The 17,746-nt window shown below is 75.9% G+C and carries 14 protein-coding genes; 5 read left to right on the forward strand and 9 right to left on the reverse strand.

The genetic code is table 11. The features are described from left to right. Window positions 1-410 precede the first annotated feature (410 nt). Window positions 411-2,621, forward strand: coding sequence for a S9 family peptidase (locus DNL40_RS09695; RefSeq protein WP_245885828.1), 2,211 nt, complete (start codon window positions 411-413; stop codon window positions 2,619-2,621). 67 nt (window positions 2,622-2,688) lie between these two features. Here the strand turns inward: DNL40_RS09695 and DNL40_RS09700 are convergent, their stop codons facing one another. The 3 genes from DNL40_RS09700 to DNL40_RS09710 are packed head-to-tail and all read right to left on the reverse strand — an operon-like array spanning window position 2,689 to window position 5,738. Then, window positions 2,689-3,966, reverse strand: a complete 1,278-nt coding sequence (locus DNL40_RS09700; protein WP_111251053.1) for a glycoside hydrolase family 3 N-terminal domain-containing protein — start codon at window positions 3,964-3,966, stop codon at window positions 2,689-2,691. Then, window positions 3,966-4,508 carry an SRPBCC family protein gene (locus DNL40_RS09705; protein ID WP_111251054.1) on the reverse strand — a complete coding sequence of 181 codons (543 nt, stop codon included), beginning with the start codon at window positions 4,506-4,508 and terminating at the stop codon, window positions 3,966-3,968. Before DNL40_RS09705 ends, DNL40_RS09700 begins: the two co-directional genes overlap by 1 nt. 27 nt (window positions 4,509-4,535) lie before the next feature. After that, on the reverse strand, window positions 4,536-5,738 hold the full coding sequence (locus DNL40_RS09710; protein WP_245885823.1) for a threonine aldolase family protein: 1,203 nt from the start codon (window positions 5,736-5,738) through the stop codon (window positions 4,536-4,538). Between the two features lie 146 nt (window positions 5,739-5,884). Between DNL40_RS09710 and DNL40_RS09715 the strand changes: the two genes are divergently transcribed. After that, a complete protein-coding gene (locus DNL40_RS09715) occupies window positions 5,885-6,364 on the forward strand; it encodes a VanZ family protein (protein WP_179951020.1) in 480 nt (159 codons plus the stop codon). A 62-nt stretch (window positions 6,365-6,426) separates the two neighbouring features. Here DNL40_RS09715 and DNL40_RS09720 read toward each other — a convergent pair whose 3' ends face one another. Then, window positions 6,427-7,176 carry a histidine phosphatase family protein gene (locus DNL40_RS09720; RefSeq protein ID WP_111251056.1) on the reverse strand — a complete coding sequence of 250 codons (750 nt, stop codon included), beginning with the start codon at window positions 7,174-7,176 and terminating at the stop codon, window positions 6,427-6,429. Between the two features lie 151 nt (window positions 7,177-7,327). Between DNL40_RS09720 and DNL40_RS09725 the strand changes: the two genes are divergently transcribed. Next, on the forward strand, window positions 7,328-10,957 hold the full coding sequence (locus DNL40_RS09725) for a TM0106 family RecB-like putative nuclease (RefSeq protein WP_111251057.1): 3,630 nt from the start codon (window positions 7,328-7,330) through the stop codon (window positions 10,955-10,957). Window positions 10,958-11,100: 143 nt separating this feature from the next. On the opposite strand, the gene DNL40_RS09730 is transcribed toward DNL40_RS09725, so the two are convergent. From DNL40_RS09730 to DNL40_RS09745, 4 genes are all read right to left on the reverse strand, one after another. Then, window positions 11,101-11,553 carry a YchJ family protein gene (locus DNL40_RS09730; RefSeq protein WP_245885824.1) on the reverse strand — a complete coding sequence of 151 codons (453 nt, stop codon included), beginning with the start codon at window positions 11,551-11,553 and terminating at the stop codon, window positions 11,101-11,103. A gap of 37 nt (window positions 11,554-11,590) precedes the next feature. Beyond that, on the reverse strand, window positions 11,591-12,820 hold the full coding sequence (locus DNL40_RS09735; RefSeq protein WP_111251058.1) for an MFS transporter: 1,230 nt from the start codon (window positions 12,818-12,820) through the stop codon (window positions 11,591-11,593). A 136-nt stretch (window positions 12,821-12,956) separates the two neighbouring features. Further along, complete coding sequence (locus tag DNL40_RS16420) at window positions 12,957-15,386, reverse strand: hypothetical protein (RefSeq protein WP_179951021.1); 2,430 nt, start codon at window positions 15,384-15,386, stop codon at window positions 12,957-12,959. Next, window positions 15,383-15,715, reverse strand: coding sequence for a hypothetical protein (locus DNL40_RS09745; RefSeq protein ID WP_111251059.1), 333 nt, complete (start codon window positions 15,713-15,715; stop codon window positions 15,383-15,385). The genes DNL40_RS16420 and DNL40_RS09745 overlap by 4 nt, the downstream gene beginning before the upstream one ends. A 221-nt stretch (window positions 15,716-15,936) precedes the next feature. Between DNL40_RS09745 and DNL40_RS16195 the strand changes: the two genes are divergently transcribed. Together DNL40_RS16195 and DNL40_RS09755 are read left to right on the forward strand one after the other, a co-directional pair. Continuing rightward, window positions 15,937-16,242 (forward strand): hypothetical protein, encoded by a 306-nt coding sequence (locus DNL40_RS16195; protein WP_146252064.1) that lies wholly within the window; start codon window positions 15,937-15,939, stop codon window positions 16,240-16,242. Window positions 16,243-16,391: 149 nt separating this feature from the next. Then, entirely contained in the window at window positions 16,392-16,826 is a 435-nt protein-coding gene (locus DNL40_RS09755) for a PepSY domain-containing protein (protein WP_111251061.1), read from the forward strand. A gap of 99 nt (window positions 16,827-16,925) precedes the next feature. On the opposite strand, the gene DNL40_RS09760 is transcribed toward DNL40_RS09755, so the two are convergent. Beyond that, window positions 16,926-17,738, reverse strand: coding sequence for a M15 family metallopeptidase (locus DNL40_RS09760; RefSeq protein WP_146252065.1), 813 nt, complete (start codon window positions 17,736-17,738; stop codon window positions 16,926-16,928). Between the last annotated feature and the right edge of the window lie 8 nt (window positions 17,739-17,746).

Below are 17,746 nucleotides of genomic sequence, written 5' to 3' on the forward strand. Positions count from 1 at the left end.
GAACGGGGCATGTAACGATCGAGGTGCGAGCGTGGCCGTGAGTGTACTGGCGTGATGTGACCGCCATGACACGAATGCGTCACACGGCTGGGTCATGGGTGCCGCCAGGGGGGTCGCACCGCGAGAAACCGCGGATCTCCGCCGGTCTCGGCGGGGTGAAATCGATGCGGAAGCGTGACGAACCCCGCCCGACGGAGGCTGGGGAGGGGCGGGCCGGCGTGCACGGCAGGCACCCGGCCCCGAGGCGTCGGCGCCCCGCACGGCTCGCGTAGCCTGGCCGCGTGCCTGCTCCGGAGCCCACCGACCAGCCCACCGACCAGCCCCTCCAGCGGCCTGCCGACCCCGACGGCGGTGCGCCCGACGGCGCCCCTGCGACCCCGGCGAGCCCTGCGGTCCCGCCGGCCCCGCCGGTGGCCGAGCGCCGGCCGGTGACCCGCACGCACCACGGCGACACCGTCACCGACGACTACGAGTGGCTGCGAGACAAGGAGGACCCCGCCGTCGTCGCGCACCTCGAGGCGGAGGACGCGTGGACGCGCGCCCAGACGGCCCACCTGGCTCCGCTGAGCGATCGGCTCTTCAGCGAGATCAAGGAACGCACGCTCGAGACCGACCTGTCGGTGCCCGTGCGCCAGGGCGGCTACTGGTACTACTCCCGCACGGTCGAGGGTCAGCAGTACGCCATCCACGCGCGCGTGCCCGTCACCGTGGCGGAAGCGGCGCGAGCGACGGGCGCCGCCGGTGCCGGCACCGGGCCGGAGGGGTGGGTGCCGCCGCAGATCGAGCCGGGCAGCGCCCCCGAGGGCGAAGAGATCCTGCTCGACGAGAACGTGCTCGCCGACGGGCACGAGTTCTTCGCGCTGGGCTCCACGGACATCACCGCGGACGGCCGGTGGCTGCTCTACCAGGTCGACACCGAGGGCGACGAGCGCTACGTCCTGCGCGTGCGCGACCTGGCCACCGGCCAGGACCTGCCCGACGTCGTCGACGACACCGCCGCCGGCGCGACCTTCACCCCGCACGGCGACCACGTCTTCTACACCACCGTGGACGACGCGTGGCGCCCGTACCGGGTGTGGCGGCACCGCGTGGGCACCCCCGCCACCGACGACACCCTGGTGCTCGAAGAGCCCGACGAGCGGTTCTGGGTGGGTGTGGGCCTCGACCGCACGCAGCGGTACGTGGTGATCGAGATGGCGTCCAAGCTCACCAGCGAGGTGCACCTGGTCCGGGCCGACGCCCCGGAGTCGGCCCCCACGGTGGTGTGGCCGCGGCGCGAGGGAGTCGAGTACACCGTCGAGCCGGCTGTGCTGCCCGGCACCGGCGAGGTGCTCCTGATCCTGCACAACGACGGCGCCGAGAACTTCGAGCTCGTGGTCTCGCCCCCGCCCGCCGCCGACGGCGGGCCGCTCGACCCGGCCTCGGCCGCCGTCGTCGTGCCGCACGACCCGGACGTCCGCCTGGACGGCGTCGACGCCTTCGCCACCCACGTCGTGATCGGCTACCGGCGCGAGGCGACGCCGCGCCTCGGCGTCGTCGACCTGTCAGACGCGGCGTCGGGCACGGCGCGCGGTGGTTCTGCCGCCCGGTGGGAGGTGCGCGAGCTCGACTTCGGCGAGGCGCTCGACACCACCGCCCTCGGACCCAGCGTCGTGTTCGACCAGCCCGTGGTCCGCGTGCACCACGAGTCGTTCGTGACCCCGCCCACCGTGTACGACTACGTGCTCGCCACCGGCGAGCGCCTGCGGCGCAAGCGCCAGCCCGTGCTCGGCGGGTACGACCCCGGCGACTACGTGCAGCTGCGCGAGTGGGCCACCGCCGACGACGGCACCCAGGTGCCCGTCTCGCTCGTGTGGCGGCGCGACGCCGTGACCCTCGACGGCGCCGGCACCCGCGCCGAGCCCGCCCCCGTGCTGCTGTACGGGTACGGCTCCTACGAGCACTCCCTCGACCCGTGGTTCTCCGTGCCCCGCCTGTCCCTCCTCGACCGCGGCGTCGTCTACGCCGTCGCCCACGTGCGCGGCGGCGGCGAGATGGGCCGGCGCTGGTACGACGAGGGCAAGATGCTCGCCAAGCGCAACACCTTCACCGACTTCGTGGCCGTGGGCCGCCACCTGGTCGGCGCCGGGTGGACCACGCCCGGGCGCATGGTGGCCGAGGGCGGCAGCGCGGGCGGCCTGCTCATGGGCGCCGTGGCCAACCTGGCCCCCGACCTGTTCGCCGGCATCCACGCCGCCGTGCCGTTCGTGGACCCCCTGACGTCCATCCTCGACCCGTCCCTGCCGCTGACCGTGACCGAGTGGGAGGAGTGGGGCGACCCGCTGCACGACCCCGAGGTGTACGCGTACATCAAGTCGTACTCGCCGTACGAGAACGTGCCGCAGGAGCCTGACGGCGCCGCGCGCTACCCGCGCATCCTGGCCACGACGTCGCTCAACGACACCCGCGTGCTGTACGTGGAGCCCGCCAAGTGGGTGCAGCGGCTGCGGGCGGCCGGGGCGCCGGCGCTGCTCAAGATCGAGATGGCCGCCGGCCACGGCGGCGTGTCCGGGCGGTACTCGCGGTGGGAGCAGATCGCGTTCGAGAGCGCGTGGCTGCTCGACGTGCTCGACGTCGCCTGACGGTTGTGGGCGGGAGACTCGCCGCAATCCGGTCGGGATTGCGGCGAGTCTCCCGCCCACAACGGCGTCACGGGAGCGTGGTCTTGGCAGCCAGCACGCGGCGGGCCGCCTCGTCCACCCTCGCGGCGAACACCGGGTCGGCCTGGGCGCGAGCCACCAGGGCGTCGGCCATCTCGGGCGCCACACCCGGGTCGGCCGACGCCAGCACGACGTCGCACCCCGCCTCGACCGCCAGCACGGCTCGCTCGCCCGGCGACCACGCCTGCGTCTGCGCCGCGGCCGACACGTCGTCGGTGACCACCACGCCGTCGAAACCGAGACTGTCGCGCAGCAGGCCCACGACGGCGGGGGAGAACGCCGCGGGGAGCTGCGGGTCGATGCGGGCGTAGACCGCCGTCGACATCATCACCCACGGCTGCACCCGCTCCCCGCCCGGGCCGGCGCCGTCGGGCTCCAGCCGGTCCAGCACCTCGCGGAAGACGCCCACGGACGGGTCGTCCGCCGTCGTCACCTCGTCCACCACCCCCGCCGTGGTGTCCGTGTTCTGCGTGACCCGGCCCAGACCGGGGAAGTGCTTGACCGTGGGGACCACCCCGGCCGCGAGCATGCCCTCGGCGAAGGCCGTGGCGCCGTCCGCCGCCTGCCGCGCGTCGTGGCCGTACTCGCGCCCGAAGGCACCCACGGGAGCGTTCGCCTCCCCGACGTCCGGCGGCACCAGGTCGGCCACCGGGGCCAGGTTCACGTCCACCCCCGTCGCCGCCAGCTCGGAGCCCCACACCGTCGCCGCCCCCGGCAGGTCAGGCAGGCCGAGCTGCTCCGTGGCGCGCGGCAGCTCCGAGAACCCCGGACCGCGCAGCACCTGCACCAGCCCGCCCTCCTGGTCCGTGGACACCAGCAGCGGCACCGCAGACCCCTGCTCCGCGCTCTGCCGGTACCCGTCCACCAGAGCGCGCACCGCGTCCGCCCCCGCGGAGGTGCGGCCGTGCAGGAACAGCCCGCCCACGTGACGGTCGGTCAGCAGGTGGGTGGTCACGTCCGCCGGCTCGCCGACGTCGGCACCCACCATGAGCAGCTGGCCCACCTTCTGCTCCAGCGTCCAGCCCGCCAGAGGGTCCGACGACGCGGTGGGGGAGGGTGGCCCCGCCTCGCCCGGCCCGCTCGTCCCGGCGCCCGCCCCCGGAGGCTCGGGCGCCGACCCCTGCTCCGACGGCTCCGGCGGCGGCACCGGGGACGGGGCGGGCGACCCGCCCGTGCAGGCCGCCAGCAGCACGACGGCCAGCAGCAGCCCGGCCACGCCGCCCACCCGCAGCGGGCGGACGCCGGACGAACGCCGGACGGCACGCATCAGCGCCGGTGAGCTCCGTCGCTGTGCGCGAGCGTGCCCAGCGCCTGCTCCCACTGCTGCGCGCTGTGCTGCGCGTGCTCCGCCGTGTCGATGTTCTGCTGCACCACCAGCACACGGGTGCCGCCGTCCACCGGCTCGAGCGTGATCCGGATGTCGTGGTAGTTCTCCGGCACGTCCTCCAGCCCGCTCAGCGGCGAGAAGTGCGTGAAGTGCATGAGCCGCGGCCGCTCGAACGCGAGCAGCGTGCCGTGGTCGGCGAACTGCCGGCCGAAGAAGTGCCCCTCGAACGTGATGGTGCTGCCCGGCTGGAAGTCCGTCTCCACGTTCGCACCCAGCATCCACCGGGCGCCCGGGTGCAGCAGCTCCGCCCACACGCGCTCCGGCGGCTGCGCCACGAACGTGCTGGCGCTCGCGGTGTGCCGCCCTCCGGCGACCCCCGCACCGACGCCACCCGGAGCAGGTGTGCCGGCAGGTGCGCTGGGCGGCGTGCTGGAGGCAGGAGCAGCGGGCTCCGGTGCGGTGCTGGTGGGCTCGGTGCTCATGGCTCGACCGTATCGCCGGGCGCCAGCTCAGAGCACCTCGGCCGGCACACCCTCCGCGGCGCCCGCGGCCGCGCCCGCCGGCGCCTCGGTCTCGGTCAGGGCCTCGGTCAGCGCCGCGACGAACGCGTCCACCTCGGCCGGCGTGGTGGCCCACGAGCTCATCCACCGCACCTCGACCCGCTCGGGCGTCTCGCCGTCGGCCCAGTCGTAGAACCGGGTGCGCTCGCGCAGACGGTCGGCCGCAGCGCGAGGGAGGGTGGCGAACACCGCGTTGGCCTCGGTGGGCCGGGTGACGCGCACCGCGTCCGTACCCAGCGACTCGACACCGGCGCGCAGGCGGGCTGCCGTCGCGTTGGCGTTCGCGGCGTTGCGCAGCCACAGCGGAGCGCCGTCGGCCGCCCCGCCCGGTGCCGTGGCGGTGCCCGGCTCGCCCAGCAGCGCCAGGAGCTGGGCGGAGACGAACCGGGCCTTGGACGCGAGCTGCATCGTGGACTTGCGCAGGTACGGCACGGCCTCGGCCGCCGCACGGCGGGCGTCGGCAGCAGCGGGGGTGGGAGCGTCGTCGGGCCCCAGCACCACCACGGCCTCGCCGATCATGCCGCCGTTCTTCGCAGCGCCCAGGGAGACGACGTCGACGCCGACGTCGGTGGTCAGCGCCCGCAGGTCGACGCCCAGCGCCGCGGCGGCGTTCGCCAGCCGAGAGCCGTCCACGTGCACGGCCAGGCCCAGGCGGTGCGCCGCGTCCACCAGCGCCCTGAGCTCCTCGACCGTGTACACCGTGCCGAGCTCGGTGGACTGCGTGAGGGTCAGCACGGCCGGCTGGGCGCGGTGCACGTCCCCGAGCTCCCCGGCCCAGGACTCGACGTCGGCGACCGTGAGGCGCCCGTCCACCGTGGGACGCGTCAACAGCTTGAGCCCGCCCACCCGCTCGGGAGCACCGTTCTCGTCCGTGTTGACGTGCGCGACGTCGGACGCCACCACCCCGGCCCAGCGCGGCGTCGTCGCCATCAGGGACACGACGTTTGCGCCGGTGCCGTTGAGCAGGGGGAACACCGTGGCCCCGGCGCCGAACAGCTCGCGGGTGCGCTCCGCCAGCCGGGCCGTCCACGGGTCCTCCCCGTACGCCACCGCGTAGCCGTCGTTGGCGGCCGCCATCGCGGCGAGCACCTCCGGGTGGGCAGGGGCGTAGTTGTCGGACGCGAACGGCGGCAGAGCGGCGGGGCTGGTCACGGCCTCAGCGTAGATCCGCTGCGGTAGGTGCTGGTGCTGGTGCTGGTGCTGGTGGGTGTGGCGAGGCGCACGGCGCGGATGTCGCGCCCGGCTGGTGACGCCGAGCCGGCACGGGCTCGCGCCAGGCCGACCGTAGGGTGTGCCGCGTGCGCGTGCTGCGGTGGATCTTCGTCCTGTACCTCGCGGCCGTGCTGTCGCTGACGCTCTGGCCCGCGCTGGAGGACACCTCGGTGCCGGGGTGGGCGGCCGCCACGGTGACGTTCCTGGCCGGCGTCGGGATCCGGACGTCGGTCGAGGTGCTCGAGATGGCCGCGAACGTGGTGATGTTCGGCCCGTTCGGTCTGCTCGGCACGGTGCTGGTGGCGTGGCCTGCCGGGGCCGTTGGGGCTCAGGGGGTCGCGGCCCGACGGCGGTGGCCCGCCCGGGGGGTCGCGCTGGCCGTCGCCGGGGTCGGCTTCGTGTTCTCCGCCGCGATCGAGGCGGCACAGCTGGTGATCCCGGGACGCGTCTCGACGCTCCTGGACGTGCTGCTCAACGGGGCGGGCGCGCTGCTGGGCGCGGCGCTCGCCGTCGTCGTCCTCACCACGGCCCGCCGTGCCGCAGCCCGCCGTGCCGCCGACGGCTAGGGGATGTCACGGAACCACCCCAGGTTCCGTGACATCCCCTGGCCACCGACGGCGAAGGGTGGTCAGGCGTGCTGCGCGGCGGGCACCCCGGCTGTCGCAGCGGCCGCGTCGCCGCTGAGGCCGGCATCTGCGCCGACGCCGACGCCGGCCTCCGCCGTCGACACCGGGACCTCGGTCGCCGGAGCCGGCGCCGTACGCGCCGCCCGCAGACCGTGGCCCGCCACGTCCAGCCCGACCTCGACCACCTCGGCCGTGCCGTCGTCGGCGACCCGCACGGTCGACACCGAGGCGTTCGGCAGCGGCACCAGCGGCCCGCCCTGCAGCGTCCACAGGTAAGCCCCCAGGGTCAGGCCGTGCCCCACCACCAGAACCTCGCCCTCAGGGTGCCGCTCTGCGATGCGCGCGAACACCTCGCGCGTGCGGGTCATGAACGCCTCGCCGGTCTCGCCGTGCGGCAGCCCCGGGTGCGTGCCGGCCAGCACGGCCGGCACCAGCTCCGCCCACGGTTCGCGCGCCTCCAGCTCGCGCTCCGGGCGGCGCTCGAACATGCCGAAGTCGTACTCGCGCAGATCGGCGTCGACCCGCAGCCGCAGGTCCTCGTGGTGGCGCAGGATCTCGACCGCGGTGGTCACCGCCCGGCCCGACGGCGAGGAGTAGGCCGCGGTGAACGTGGAGGCGGCCAGGTGCCGGGCCGTGGTGCGCACGCCCTCCTGGCCGGTGCGTGTCAGCGGCGAGTTGGAGGATCCCTGCAGGATCCCGCGAGCGTTGAAGTGGGTCTGCCCGTGCCGCACGAGCGTGAGGGTGAGGGTCATCGTGGTCCCTTCGTGGTTCGACTGACAGGGCGACCGTACGCATGGCAAGGTGACGCGACGGCGGCCGCACGGTGGCCAGGGCGCGAATTCTCACGACGGCTGCGGGCAGGCACCGCCCACGGCTCCGCGGACCACGGACGGGAGGCACGGCGTGTACCTGCTGGGTGACGACCTCGTGCTGTCCGCCAGCGACCTCACCGCCGCCTCCGCCTGCGAGCTCGCGTTCCTGCGCACCCTCGACGCGCGCCTCGGCCGCCTCGCCGCGGACGACGCCCCCGAGGACCCGATGCTCGCCCGCACCTCCGCCCTCGGCGCCGAGCACGAGCTGCGCGTGCTGGGCACCTACGAGGACCGGTTCGGGCCTGCCCGCGACGGCGGCGGGGTCGCCGTCGTCGACCGGCCCTCCCTGCGCGACCCCGACGCCGTGGCCGCGGCGCTCGCGGCCACCCGGGACGCCTTCGCGTCCGGTGCCGACGTCGTCTACCAGGCGATGTTCGCCGAGCCGGGTGCCGAGGGGCGGCCCGGGTTCGTGGGCTTCGCGGACTTCGTGGTGCGTCGGCCGGACGGTCGCTACCGCGTGCAGGACACCAAGCTGGCCCGGCAGGCGCGCGTCACCGCGCTGCTGCAGCTCGCGGCGTACGCCAGCCGCCTGGAGGCGCTGGGTGTGCCCGTGGACGACCATGTGGAGCTCGTGCTCGGCGACGGCCACGTGAGCACCCACCGGCTCGCCGACGTCGAGCCCGTCTACCGGCTGCGACGCGCCCACCTGGAGCGGATCGTGGGCGAGCACCTGGCCGACCCGGGCCGTGTCGTCTGGGGAGACCCCCGCTACACCGCCTGCGGGCGCTGCGCCGTCTGCGACGCCGAGGTGCAGGCCCACCGCGACGTGCTGCTCGTCGCCGGCCTGCGAGCCTCCCAGCGGGCCCGGCTCGCCGCCGCCGGCATCGTCACCATCGACGACCTCGCGGCGTCGACGGGCCGGGTCGAGGGCATCGGGACCGAGACGATCGAGGGCCTGCGGGAACAGGCACGGCTCCAGCTCGAGGCCGACCGCGGGGCCGGGGGCGGGGTGGCACCGGACGTGGCGAGCGACGGCGGTGCGCACGGCGGCGTGGACGGCGGCGCGGGCACCGGCCCTGACGCCCACGCCGTGCCGCCCGTGCGCGTGGTGGACGCCGCGGCGCTCGCCGTGATCCCGCCCCCGGACCCCGGTGACGTGTTCTTCGACTTCGAGGGCGACCCGCTCTACACCGAGGGGGACGGCACCCGGTGGGGGCTGGACTACCTGTTCGGTCTGGTCGAGGCCGACGGCACGTTCCGTGCCTGGTGGGCGCACACCTTCGCGGAGGAGAAGCAGGCGCTGCTCGGGTTCCTCGACTACCTGCGCGAACGCCGTCGGGCCCACCCGCGGATGCACGTGTACCACTACGCCGCCTACGAACGTACGCATCTGCTGTCCATCGCGGCACGCCACGGCGTCGGCGAGGACGAGGTGGACCAGATCCTGCGCGAGCACGTGCTGGTGGACCTCTACCCGGTGGTGCGGCGGGGGCTGCGGGTGGGCAGCCGCTCCTACTCGATCAAGAAGCTCGAGCCGCTGTACATGGGCGACGACCTGCGCTCGGGCGACGTGCAGACCGCGGGCGCGTCCATCGAGGAGTACGCGCGCGCCCGGCAGGCGGTGCTGCGCGGCGACACCGAGCGGGGGCAGCGCCTGCTCGACGCCATCGCGGACTACAACGAGTACGACTGCCGCTCCACCCTCGCGCTGCGCGACTGGCTGCTGGGCCTCGCGGCCGAGCACGGCATCGCCCCCGAGGGCGACGCCGAGACCGCCCCCGGGCCCGACGTCGAGCCGTCCCCGCTCGCCCGCGCCCTCCTGGCACGGGCCGGTGACCCCCTGGACCCAGACCGTACGGACGACGAGCGCGCCGCGGGCATGGCCGCCAGCGCCATCGACTACCACCGGCGTGAGCAGAAGTCGTTCTGGTGGGGGCACTTCTCCCGGCTCGTGGAACCCCTCGCCGACTGGGCCGAGACCCGCGACGTGCTGCGGGTCGACGGGGTGCGGGTGCTGCGCGACTGGTACCGCGAGGGCAAGCAGCGCTCCGACCGCCGCCTGCTGGAGCTGCGCGGCGAGTGGGGGCCCGGCAGCCGGCCGTCAGTCGGTGGACAAGCGGGGCCGTACCTCTTGTACGAACCGCCCGGCCCCTACGAGAGCCCGACGGCGGACCCGGGCGCCCGCTCGGCCCGCACCGTGCGCGTGGTCGAGGTGCTCGACGACGCCACCGTGGTGGTGGAGGAGTCGCTGCCGCCCGGCGCCGAACCGCACCAGGCCGTGCCGTCCGCCCTGACGCCCGCCGCCCCGCCGCGGCCCGGCACGCAGGTGCCGGCCATCGAGGAGTGGGCGCAGGCGATCGTGGACGCCGGTGACGTGCTCGACACGGCCCGGGCCGATGCCGGGGTCGCCTGGCCGCGTGACGCCGTCGTCGACATCCTGCGCCGCACCCGGCCCCGCACTCGCTCGGGCAGCCTCGCCCCGGTGCTGCCCGACGCCGCCACCGGCGAGCCCGACCACATCACCGCCGTCGTGCGCAGCCTCCTCGACCTGGACGGCTCCTACCTGGCCGTCCAGGGGCCGCCCGGCACGGGCAAGACGTACCTCGCCGCGCGCGTGGTGCGCCGCCTGGTGGAGCGGCACCGCTGGCGGATCGGCGTGGTGGCGCAGTCCCACGCCGTCGTCGAGCACCTGCTGGAGGGCGTGGTGGGGTGCGGGCTGGACCCGGACCTGGTGGGCAAGGAGCCGCAGGACCCTGAGGCGGACGTCGCGTTCACGGCGCTCAAGAAGTCGGGGTACGCGGCGTTCGCGCAGGAGCGGCAGTCCACCGGGTTCGTGCTGGGCGGCACCGCGTGGGACTTCTCGAACCCCGAGCGGGTGCCGCGCCGCTCCCTCGACCTGCTCGTGGTGGACGAGGCCGGCCAGTACTCGCTCGGCTCGACGGTGGCGGCGTCGGTGGCCGCCCACAACCTGCTGCTCCTGGGCGACCCGCAGCAGCTCCCGCAGGTCTCGCAGGGCACACATCCCGAGCCCATCGACACCTCCGCCCTCGGGTGGGTGACCGACGGGCACGACGTGCTGCCGCCCGAGCTCGGGTACTTCCTCGCCGCCAGCCGGCGGATGCACCCTGCCGTGTCCGGGCCGGTGTCCGTGCTCTCGTACGAGGGACAGCTGCGCTCGCACCCGTGCGCGTCGCAGCGGTCGCTCGACGGTGTCGACCCCGGCCTGCACGTGCGGCCCGTGCGGCACACGGGCCGGTCCACCGACTCGCCGGAGGAGGCCGCGGAGGTGGTCGAGATCGTGCGCGGCCTGCTGGGCCGGGCGTGGTCGGACGCCGCCGACGCCCCGCCCCGGCCGTTCGAGCCGCGCGACGTGATCGTGGTGACCCCGTACAACGCGCAGGTGCAGCGCGTGCGCGAGGTGCTGGCACGGGCCGGGCTCGCCGGGCCCGGCGTGGACGGCGGTGGCGTACGCGTGGGCACCGTGGACAAGTTCCAGGGACAGGAAGCCGTGGTCGCGATCGTGAGCATGTGCGCGTCCGACGCCGCCGAGGTGCCGCGCGGCATGGAGTTCCTGCTGCTGAAGAACCGGCTCAACGTGGCGATCTCGCGGGCGCAGTGGGCGGCGTACGTGGTGCACTCGCCGGGGCTGCTGGAGCACCTGCCCTCCACGCCGGCGGGCCTGGCTCAGCTCAGCGCGTTCGTGCGCCTCGTCGCTCCCTGACCCCCCGCCCCGTCCTGCCCCGCTCCGCCCCGCCCCGCTCCGCTCCCTCGGTTGTGGGCGGAAGACACGCCGCAGAACGCGAGGGATTGCGGCGAGTCTTCCGCCCACAACAGCGTCTTCCGCCCATGACGGAGGGGCGGCGGTCAGGGCTGGACGTCGCCGTCCACGTAGAGCCACGGCCCCCGCTCGCCCGGCCGGGGCGCCGGCCCGCGCACGAACCGGCTCACCTCGTGCAGGCGGCCCCGCTCGCCCGTCGTGGCGCTGCGCCACCAGGCGGCGAACTCGACCTCGCCCTGTTCGTCGAACGGCCCGCCCGCCCGGGTGCCGACGATGTCGAGGCGGCGCCAGGTGACGTCGTCGTCCAGGTCCAGGGACGCCGGCCGGGTGCGCGGGTGCCACGACGCGCGCAGCCACGCCTCGTGCCCGACGGCGTACGCGCTGTAGCGCGAGCGCATCAGCGCCTCGGCGGTGACGGCGGGCCGGTCGCCGCTGTGGACGGGGCCGCAGCACGCGCCGTACGCGTCGCCGGAGAGGCAGGGGCAGCGGGCGTCGTCGGGCAGCGGCCGCGAAGGGCCACCGGGCTCAGGGGTGCTCACGCCACCATCCTCCCGCCAGGGCGGCAGGAGCGGGACGTCAGGACTCCAGGATCTCCTCGGCGTCGTGCCGTGACGCAGGCAACGGTGCGTTGAAGCGGTGCTCGGCCAGGGTGCACACCAGCGCGAGCAGCACGAGGCCGGCACCCACGAGCGGCACGGCTCGCACGCCCACCTCGGCGGTGAGGAGGGCACCCAGGGCGGAGCCGCCGGCGATGCCCAGGTTGAACACCGACGAGCTGATCGCCACGCCCATGTCGGTGGAGCCGGGCGCCACCAGCATGACGCGGTGCGACAACGTGGGCGGCACCGTGGAGAACGCGAACCCGAACATCGCCAGGCACACCACCGCGGCCACCCTGTGCTCGCCGAGCGCCCACAGCGCCGTCTGCGCCACCACCAGCACGCTCAGGGACACCACGAGCGTGCCCCAGGAGAACCGGTCGATGAACCTGCCCACCAGCACCGCCCCCAGCACGCCGGCGGTGCCCTGCACCAGCAGCAGCGCGGCCATCGACTCGCGCGGGTACCCGGAGACGTCCTGCAGCACCTGGGTGACGAAGGTGATCAGGCCGAACGATCCCGTGACCACCAGCGCGGTGGTGACCATCTGGAACACGAACCGGCGGCGGTCCGGGAACGGGGCGCTGGCCGCCCCGCCGTCCTGGGGCCGCACGGTGGGGAACAGCAGGATGACGATCACGAAGATGACCGCCGAGAGCGCCGCGACCGCCCAGAAGGCGGCGCGCCAGGTGGTCTGCTCTCCGAGCCAGGTGCCGGCGGGCACGCCGAGCACGGGAGCGAGCGAGTTGCCGATCGCCAGACGCGCCATGACCCGCCCGCGCACCCGGGGCGGGAACAGCCCGGTGGTGGCAGGGATGACGGCCACCCAGAACAGGGCCTGCGCGAGCGCGGTGACGAGCCGGGCCGTCATGACCCACGTGTAGTCGCCGGCCAGGCCGCTCCACAGGGTCGAGACGGCGGCGAGCCCCACGGTGGCCGACAGCACCCAGCGCCGTGGCACCCGCCGCGTCCAGTGGGCCAGCGGCACCGAGGCGATCAGCACCACGAGCGCGTACCCGGTCACCAGCAGGCCGATGTCCGACGTCGAGCGGCCGAGGTCGGGTGCCATGAGGGTGAGCAGGCCGCTGGGCAGGCTCTCCACCAGCACGAACAGGAACGTCGAGACGGCCATCGCGACGAGGATCACCGTGGCGCGCCGCTGGTCGACGACGGGGGTGGACGGCGCGCGCGTGGTGCTCACGCTCATGAGGGTGCCTCCGGGAAGCGGGTGGCGTCCGCGTGACCGCGGGCGGCGCCTCGGCCGGCACGCGCGGTGGCCGACGGGGCGAGGGATCGAAACGATCTTAGGGTGCGCGTGCCACCCTGGGCCGCGCCTCGGCGTCTCAGCGCCGCTTCCGGTCGCGGCCGTCCTCCTGCCCACGGTCCTCCTCGCAGACCGGACCCCCCAGCTCGTGCCCCACCTCCGACATCGGGCGGAAGGTCTGCTCGAAGCTCGCGCAGCCGTCGTCGGGCAGCCGCGCCCACTCGGCCCGCGCCTCGGCAGCGGTGGCGCCCTGCTGCTGCGACCACGCGAGCGCGCGGGAGTGGGTGGTGGTCGCGAACCGGTCGTGCAGCGCCCCGCCCTCGACGGAGACGTCGGCGCGCGCTGCCGCAGCGTGGTCCGGCAGCATCTCCTTGACGACGGCGCTCGCACCGGCCGTGCCCGCGCCTGCTGCGGCAGAGAGGGCGAGGCCCGTGACCGCTGAGGATCCCACCGTCACCGCACTGGCTGCCACGCCCACGCCCACGGCCGCCGCGTCCACCAGGGCCTGGTTCCGCGCGTCCGCGAGCTCGGCCGCCCGCACCGTGTCCACGCTGATCGCGCCCGCCACGGTGCCGACGTCGGCCAGGAGCTCGCGCGCCACGGCCTCCCGGTCGGCGCGGTCGAGGCCCGGGTCGGCGCGCTCGGGCACATCGGGCGCGCCGGGCGTCGGCGGACCCAGCGGCACCACCGGGAACGCCCACCCGAGCACCGCCTCCTGGTGGTCCTCGGCGGCAGCCAGCCATGCCGCCCCGCCCAGGGACGTGCGCGACGTCGCCGCCACGACCTCCCGCAGGTCGAACGCGCCGAGCGTGGGCTGCACCGGCCCGCCCGGGACCTCCGCCAGCCCGGCGCCGGCCGGAGCGTGCGGCCCCCCGACGCCGTCGCGCGCCGCGTCGCCGAACACGCCCACGTACGGGCGGTACACCTGGGCCACGCGCCGCTCGGCGTCCGGTGCCAGCGGCGGCCCCGAGAGCAGGCCGTGCGGCATCGCGGCGGTCGCGCGCGTGACCAGCGCGGCTGCACGCGCCTGGTCGGCGCGGGCCGGGGAGCCCGCCCCCACAGCCACCGCCGTGCCCAGCACCGTCGCCACCGCCACCCCTCCGTCGGGCCAGCCGCCCTGCGGGAACCCTGGCGCCGTGCCGAGCCACAGCCGGGTGCGGCGGGCGAGAGCGTCGTCGTCCGCCGGAGCCAGGTAGGCGAACACCGCCGCCGGGTCGGTGGCGAGGCCCTCGAACGCAGCCGTGGCGAGGACCGCGGTGGGCCGGTCGTGCACGCTCCGGTGCTCCAGCTCCGGGAGGACGAGCTCCTCCAGGGCCAGGAGCGCGCCCGTCGCGGCGGCTGCCCCGTGCCGGGGCGGGGCGCCGCCGCCGTGACCACCCGCCGTCGTCCCGTCGTCGGGCACCGACAGGCCGCGCAGCACGGTCGCGGCGGCCAGCACCGCGGCGCCCCTGCCCGGGGCCCCGGGCGGGCCGGCGGCACCGAGGTCGGCCACCAGCCGGCGGCCGAACGCCTCGTGCTCCGCCCGGCCCTGCGCCGCACCCCACGCACGCGCCCCCGCAGCCAGCGCCGCCGTCACCGCCGCCCACGCGGGAGGAACCGTGCCCATGCCCTCCCCGCGCAGCTCGGGCAGCGGGAACGCGGCGGCCAGGGAGCGGTAGACGTCGGCCGGGGCAGCCTGCGCCCAGAACGCCGCCCAGAAGACGGCGTCGCCGTGCGCCCGCACCAGCGGCTGCAACAGGTCGTGCGCCTGCTCGACGTCGGCTGCCGACGGTGCGGCCCCCGCCAGCGCCCGTGCCGCCGACCGGCCGGCTGCCTGCGCGGCGGCGAACGCGGCCAGGCCCGCGGCGTCGGCCCCTGCCGCGGCACCGCGCCCCAGCCCACCGGCGCCCGGCGACAGGTGCGGGGCGGCCAGCACCCACGCACGCACCGCTCCCGTGTCGCCGAGCGCCACCGCCTCGGCCGCAGCCCGCGACGCCGCCCCGCGCAGCTCGTCGTGCGCGGCACGCCACTGCGCCTCGGCGCGGGCCGCGTCGTCGAGCGCCTCCCGCCGCTGGTGCTGCGCGACACCCAGCTGCCGTGCCAGCTCGACATCAGGTTCCACGGTGACCGCCGCCGGCCCCACCGCCGTGCACAGGAAGCGCCGCCGCGCCTCCAGCGACCGGACCTCGGCGTCCCACCGCCGGGCGCGGGCCACGGCCTCCTCGTGCCGCCGCGCCGCCTGCGCCGCCGCGACCTGGAGGGACGCCAGCGTGTCCCCGTGCCGGCGCAGCAGCCCCGCCACCGCTCCCAGCACCCGGGCCGCCGTCGCCGCACCCTCGGCAGTCTCCGCGATCCGCGCCCGGGCGCCGTCGACGGCGGAGCTCACCTCGCCGTCGAGCCAGCCGTGGACGGCGAGCAGGCGGTGGCGCACGTCGTCGAGCGCCCACGCCCGCTGCTCCGTGCGGCCGGCGGCCTCGCCCAGGACGCCCGGCTCCCCGGGCATCGGGTCCAGCACCCGTGACGGGATCACGGCGCACCACCCGTGCCACCGCTGCTCCCCGGGGAGCCCGCGCCCGCCCCGGTCCCGGTGACGTGACGCACCGCCGCTCCCTCGGCGTCGGCGAACCGCGCGCCGGCGGCGGCGAGCGCGGGCGCGAGCCCGTCGAGCTGTGCCACCAGCAGGGTGAGCGCCCCCGCCCAGGCGTGCCGCAGGTCCTCGAGCGCCGCGGCGAGGGCCGGGTCTCCCGCCGCGTGCGCCGGCAGGTCGAGCGGCCCACCGGCGTGCAGGAGGGACGCCGCGTCACGGACCGCGCCGGCGGCGGCGTCGAACGATCCGGGGTCGAGGGCGAGACGGGGCACGCGCTGACGCTAGCCATGACGGGATCCCGGCCACCGGGGTTGTCCACAGGCCGTGGACCGCCCTCACCGCGCCGCCCGCGCGCCGACCCTGTACCCTCGAAGGACAGCTCGCACCGCGTGGGCCCTGACCCGCGCCGCTCTTCGGCCCGACGGCATCGCAGCCCGACCGTGAGCCCGGCACCACTGCCGCCGCGACACAGCACCTCCCGCCTCAGCCGGGAGTGAGAGAAGAAGTCATCCTTTCCAGCATCACCGCAAGGCCCTCCGCACCGACCCGCGCCCCCGGCGCGCCCAGCGCGCCGCGCCCGCTGACCTGGCTCCAGGCCGACGACGGCGTCTGGGTGGCCACGCTCGAGGGCGAGTACCACGGCATCGTCACGTCGTCCGACGGCGGCTTCGAGACCAGCGACCGCTACACGCGGCCCGTCGGGCGCGCCGAGACCTGGGCCCAGGCCGCAGCCCTCCTCGACGGTACCCACCACCGCCCGCGCCGGCGTCGTCCGGCACGGGCCTCACGACAGAGCTGACCCCGGGCCGTCGTCCGTGCCTGGTGCCACGTCCGGCGCCGTCCGGCCGCCGTGCGGGTGACACGTGACCTGTCGAGACTGCCGGTGAGACCGCTGCCAGGGACCGGCGGACAGCGCCGGTCGCGGCGGTCAACGGAGGGAGCCGATCCATGCGCTCGACCACTTCCGCACGACCTGCCCGTGCGCTCGCCGCGACGACGGCGCTGACGGCAGCCCTGGTGCTCGCCGGCTGCGGCAACGACGAGGGCGACCAGCCGCAGGCGGGTGACGACATCGTCACGTCCGGGCCGCAGTCGCCCGGCACGGGCGGCACGGACGACGGCGGCACGGCCACCGGCGGCACCGGCGACGACTCGGCGACGGGCGGGACGAGCAGCGACGACATCGGCCTGGACGAGGCCACGCGCATCGCCCTGGAGGACGCCGGTGTCGCGGAGGCCGACGCCACGATCCAGCGTCAGGAGCGCGACCAGGACGACGGGCGCGTGCACTACGAGATCGAGTTCTCGCAGGGTGGCGTCGAGTACGACTACGAGATCGACGCCGCGACGGGCGACATCATCAGCTCGGACCGCGACGACTGACCCCCCGCCTCGCGCCGGTGGCTACGGCTTGTCACGCGACCCCCGCGGGTCGCGTGACAAGCCGTAGCCACCGGCGCGAAGGAGAGGGGGCGTGCCGGTTCAGCCGCGGCCCGCGGCCGACAGCGCCGCGACGCCTTCGGTGTACTCCCAGTGCCACGGCTCGTAGGGACCGTCGCCGCCGCGGCGTGCCCACGCCGGGTTGTCCCAGCCGTACTCGGGGCCGTGCAGCTTGAGCCAGTCCCACCGCTTGCCCGCGTAGGAGTAGTCGCAGATGTCGACGGCGAGGCCCCAGCCGTGGTTGGAGCGCCCGGGCGTGGCCGCCAGGGACGGCTTCTCCTTCTTGAGCGCCACCTGCTGCTCGTAGGACCGGTACCCGCCGGTGAGGCACAGCGGCTCGCCGAACTCGGCGGTGTAGGCGTCGTTGAGCGCGGAGAGCGAGGCGGCGGCGTCGGCCCGCACCTTGAAGGGGCGCTGCCAGATGTCGCACAGGTCGCCGGCGGCGATGCGGCCGTTGCTGCCGGTGCCGGTGATCTCGCCGTCGCAGCCGGGGAGCGCCGGGAACCCGGGTTCCTCGGCAGGAGCCTCTTCAGGAGCGGGCTCGGGTGCCGGCACAGGGGCCGCGGCCTCCTGCGCCGCGAGCACCTCGGCGTCGAGCACCTGGGCGTCGCCGGTCTCCTCGGGCGCGGGCTGGGTGCGCTCGGCGGGCGGGGGCGGCGTCGTGCGTGCGGGCAGCTCGGGCCGCTCCTGGGAGCGAGACGCGGCCGCGCCGCGGTGGGCGCCGGCGCCTCCGGCGAGGAGGGGCAGGGCGCTGGTGGCGTCGTCGGGCCGCTCGCCGCTGGGAGCGATCTGCGGGCCGGCGGTGGGCAGGCCGTTGCTCGTGGCGGTGAGGGTGATCGCGGCGGCGGCGGTCACGGTCAGGG

It is taken from the genome of Xylanimonas oleitrophica (assembly GCF_003244315.1).
GTDB lineage: Bacteria > Actinomycetota > Actinomycetes > Actinomycetales > Cellulomonadaceae > Xylanimonas_A > Xylanimonas_A oleitrophica.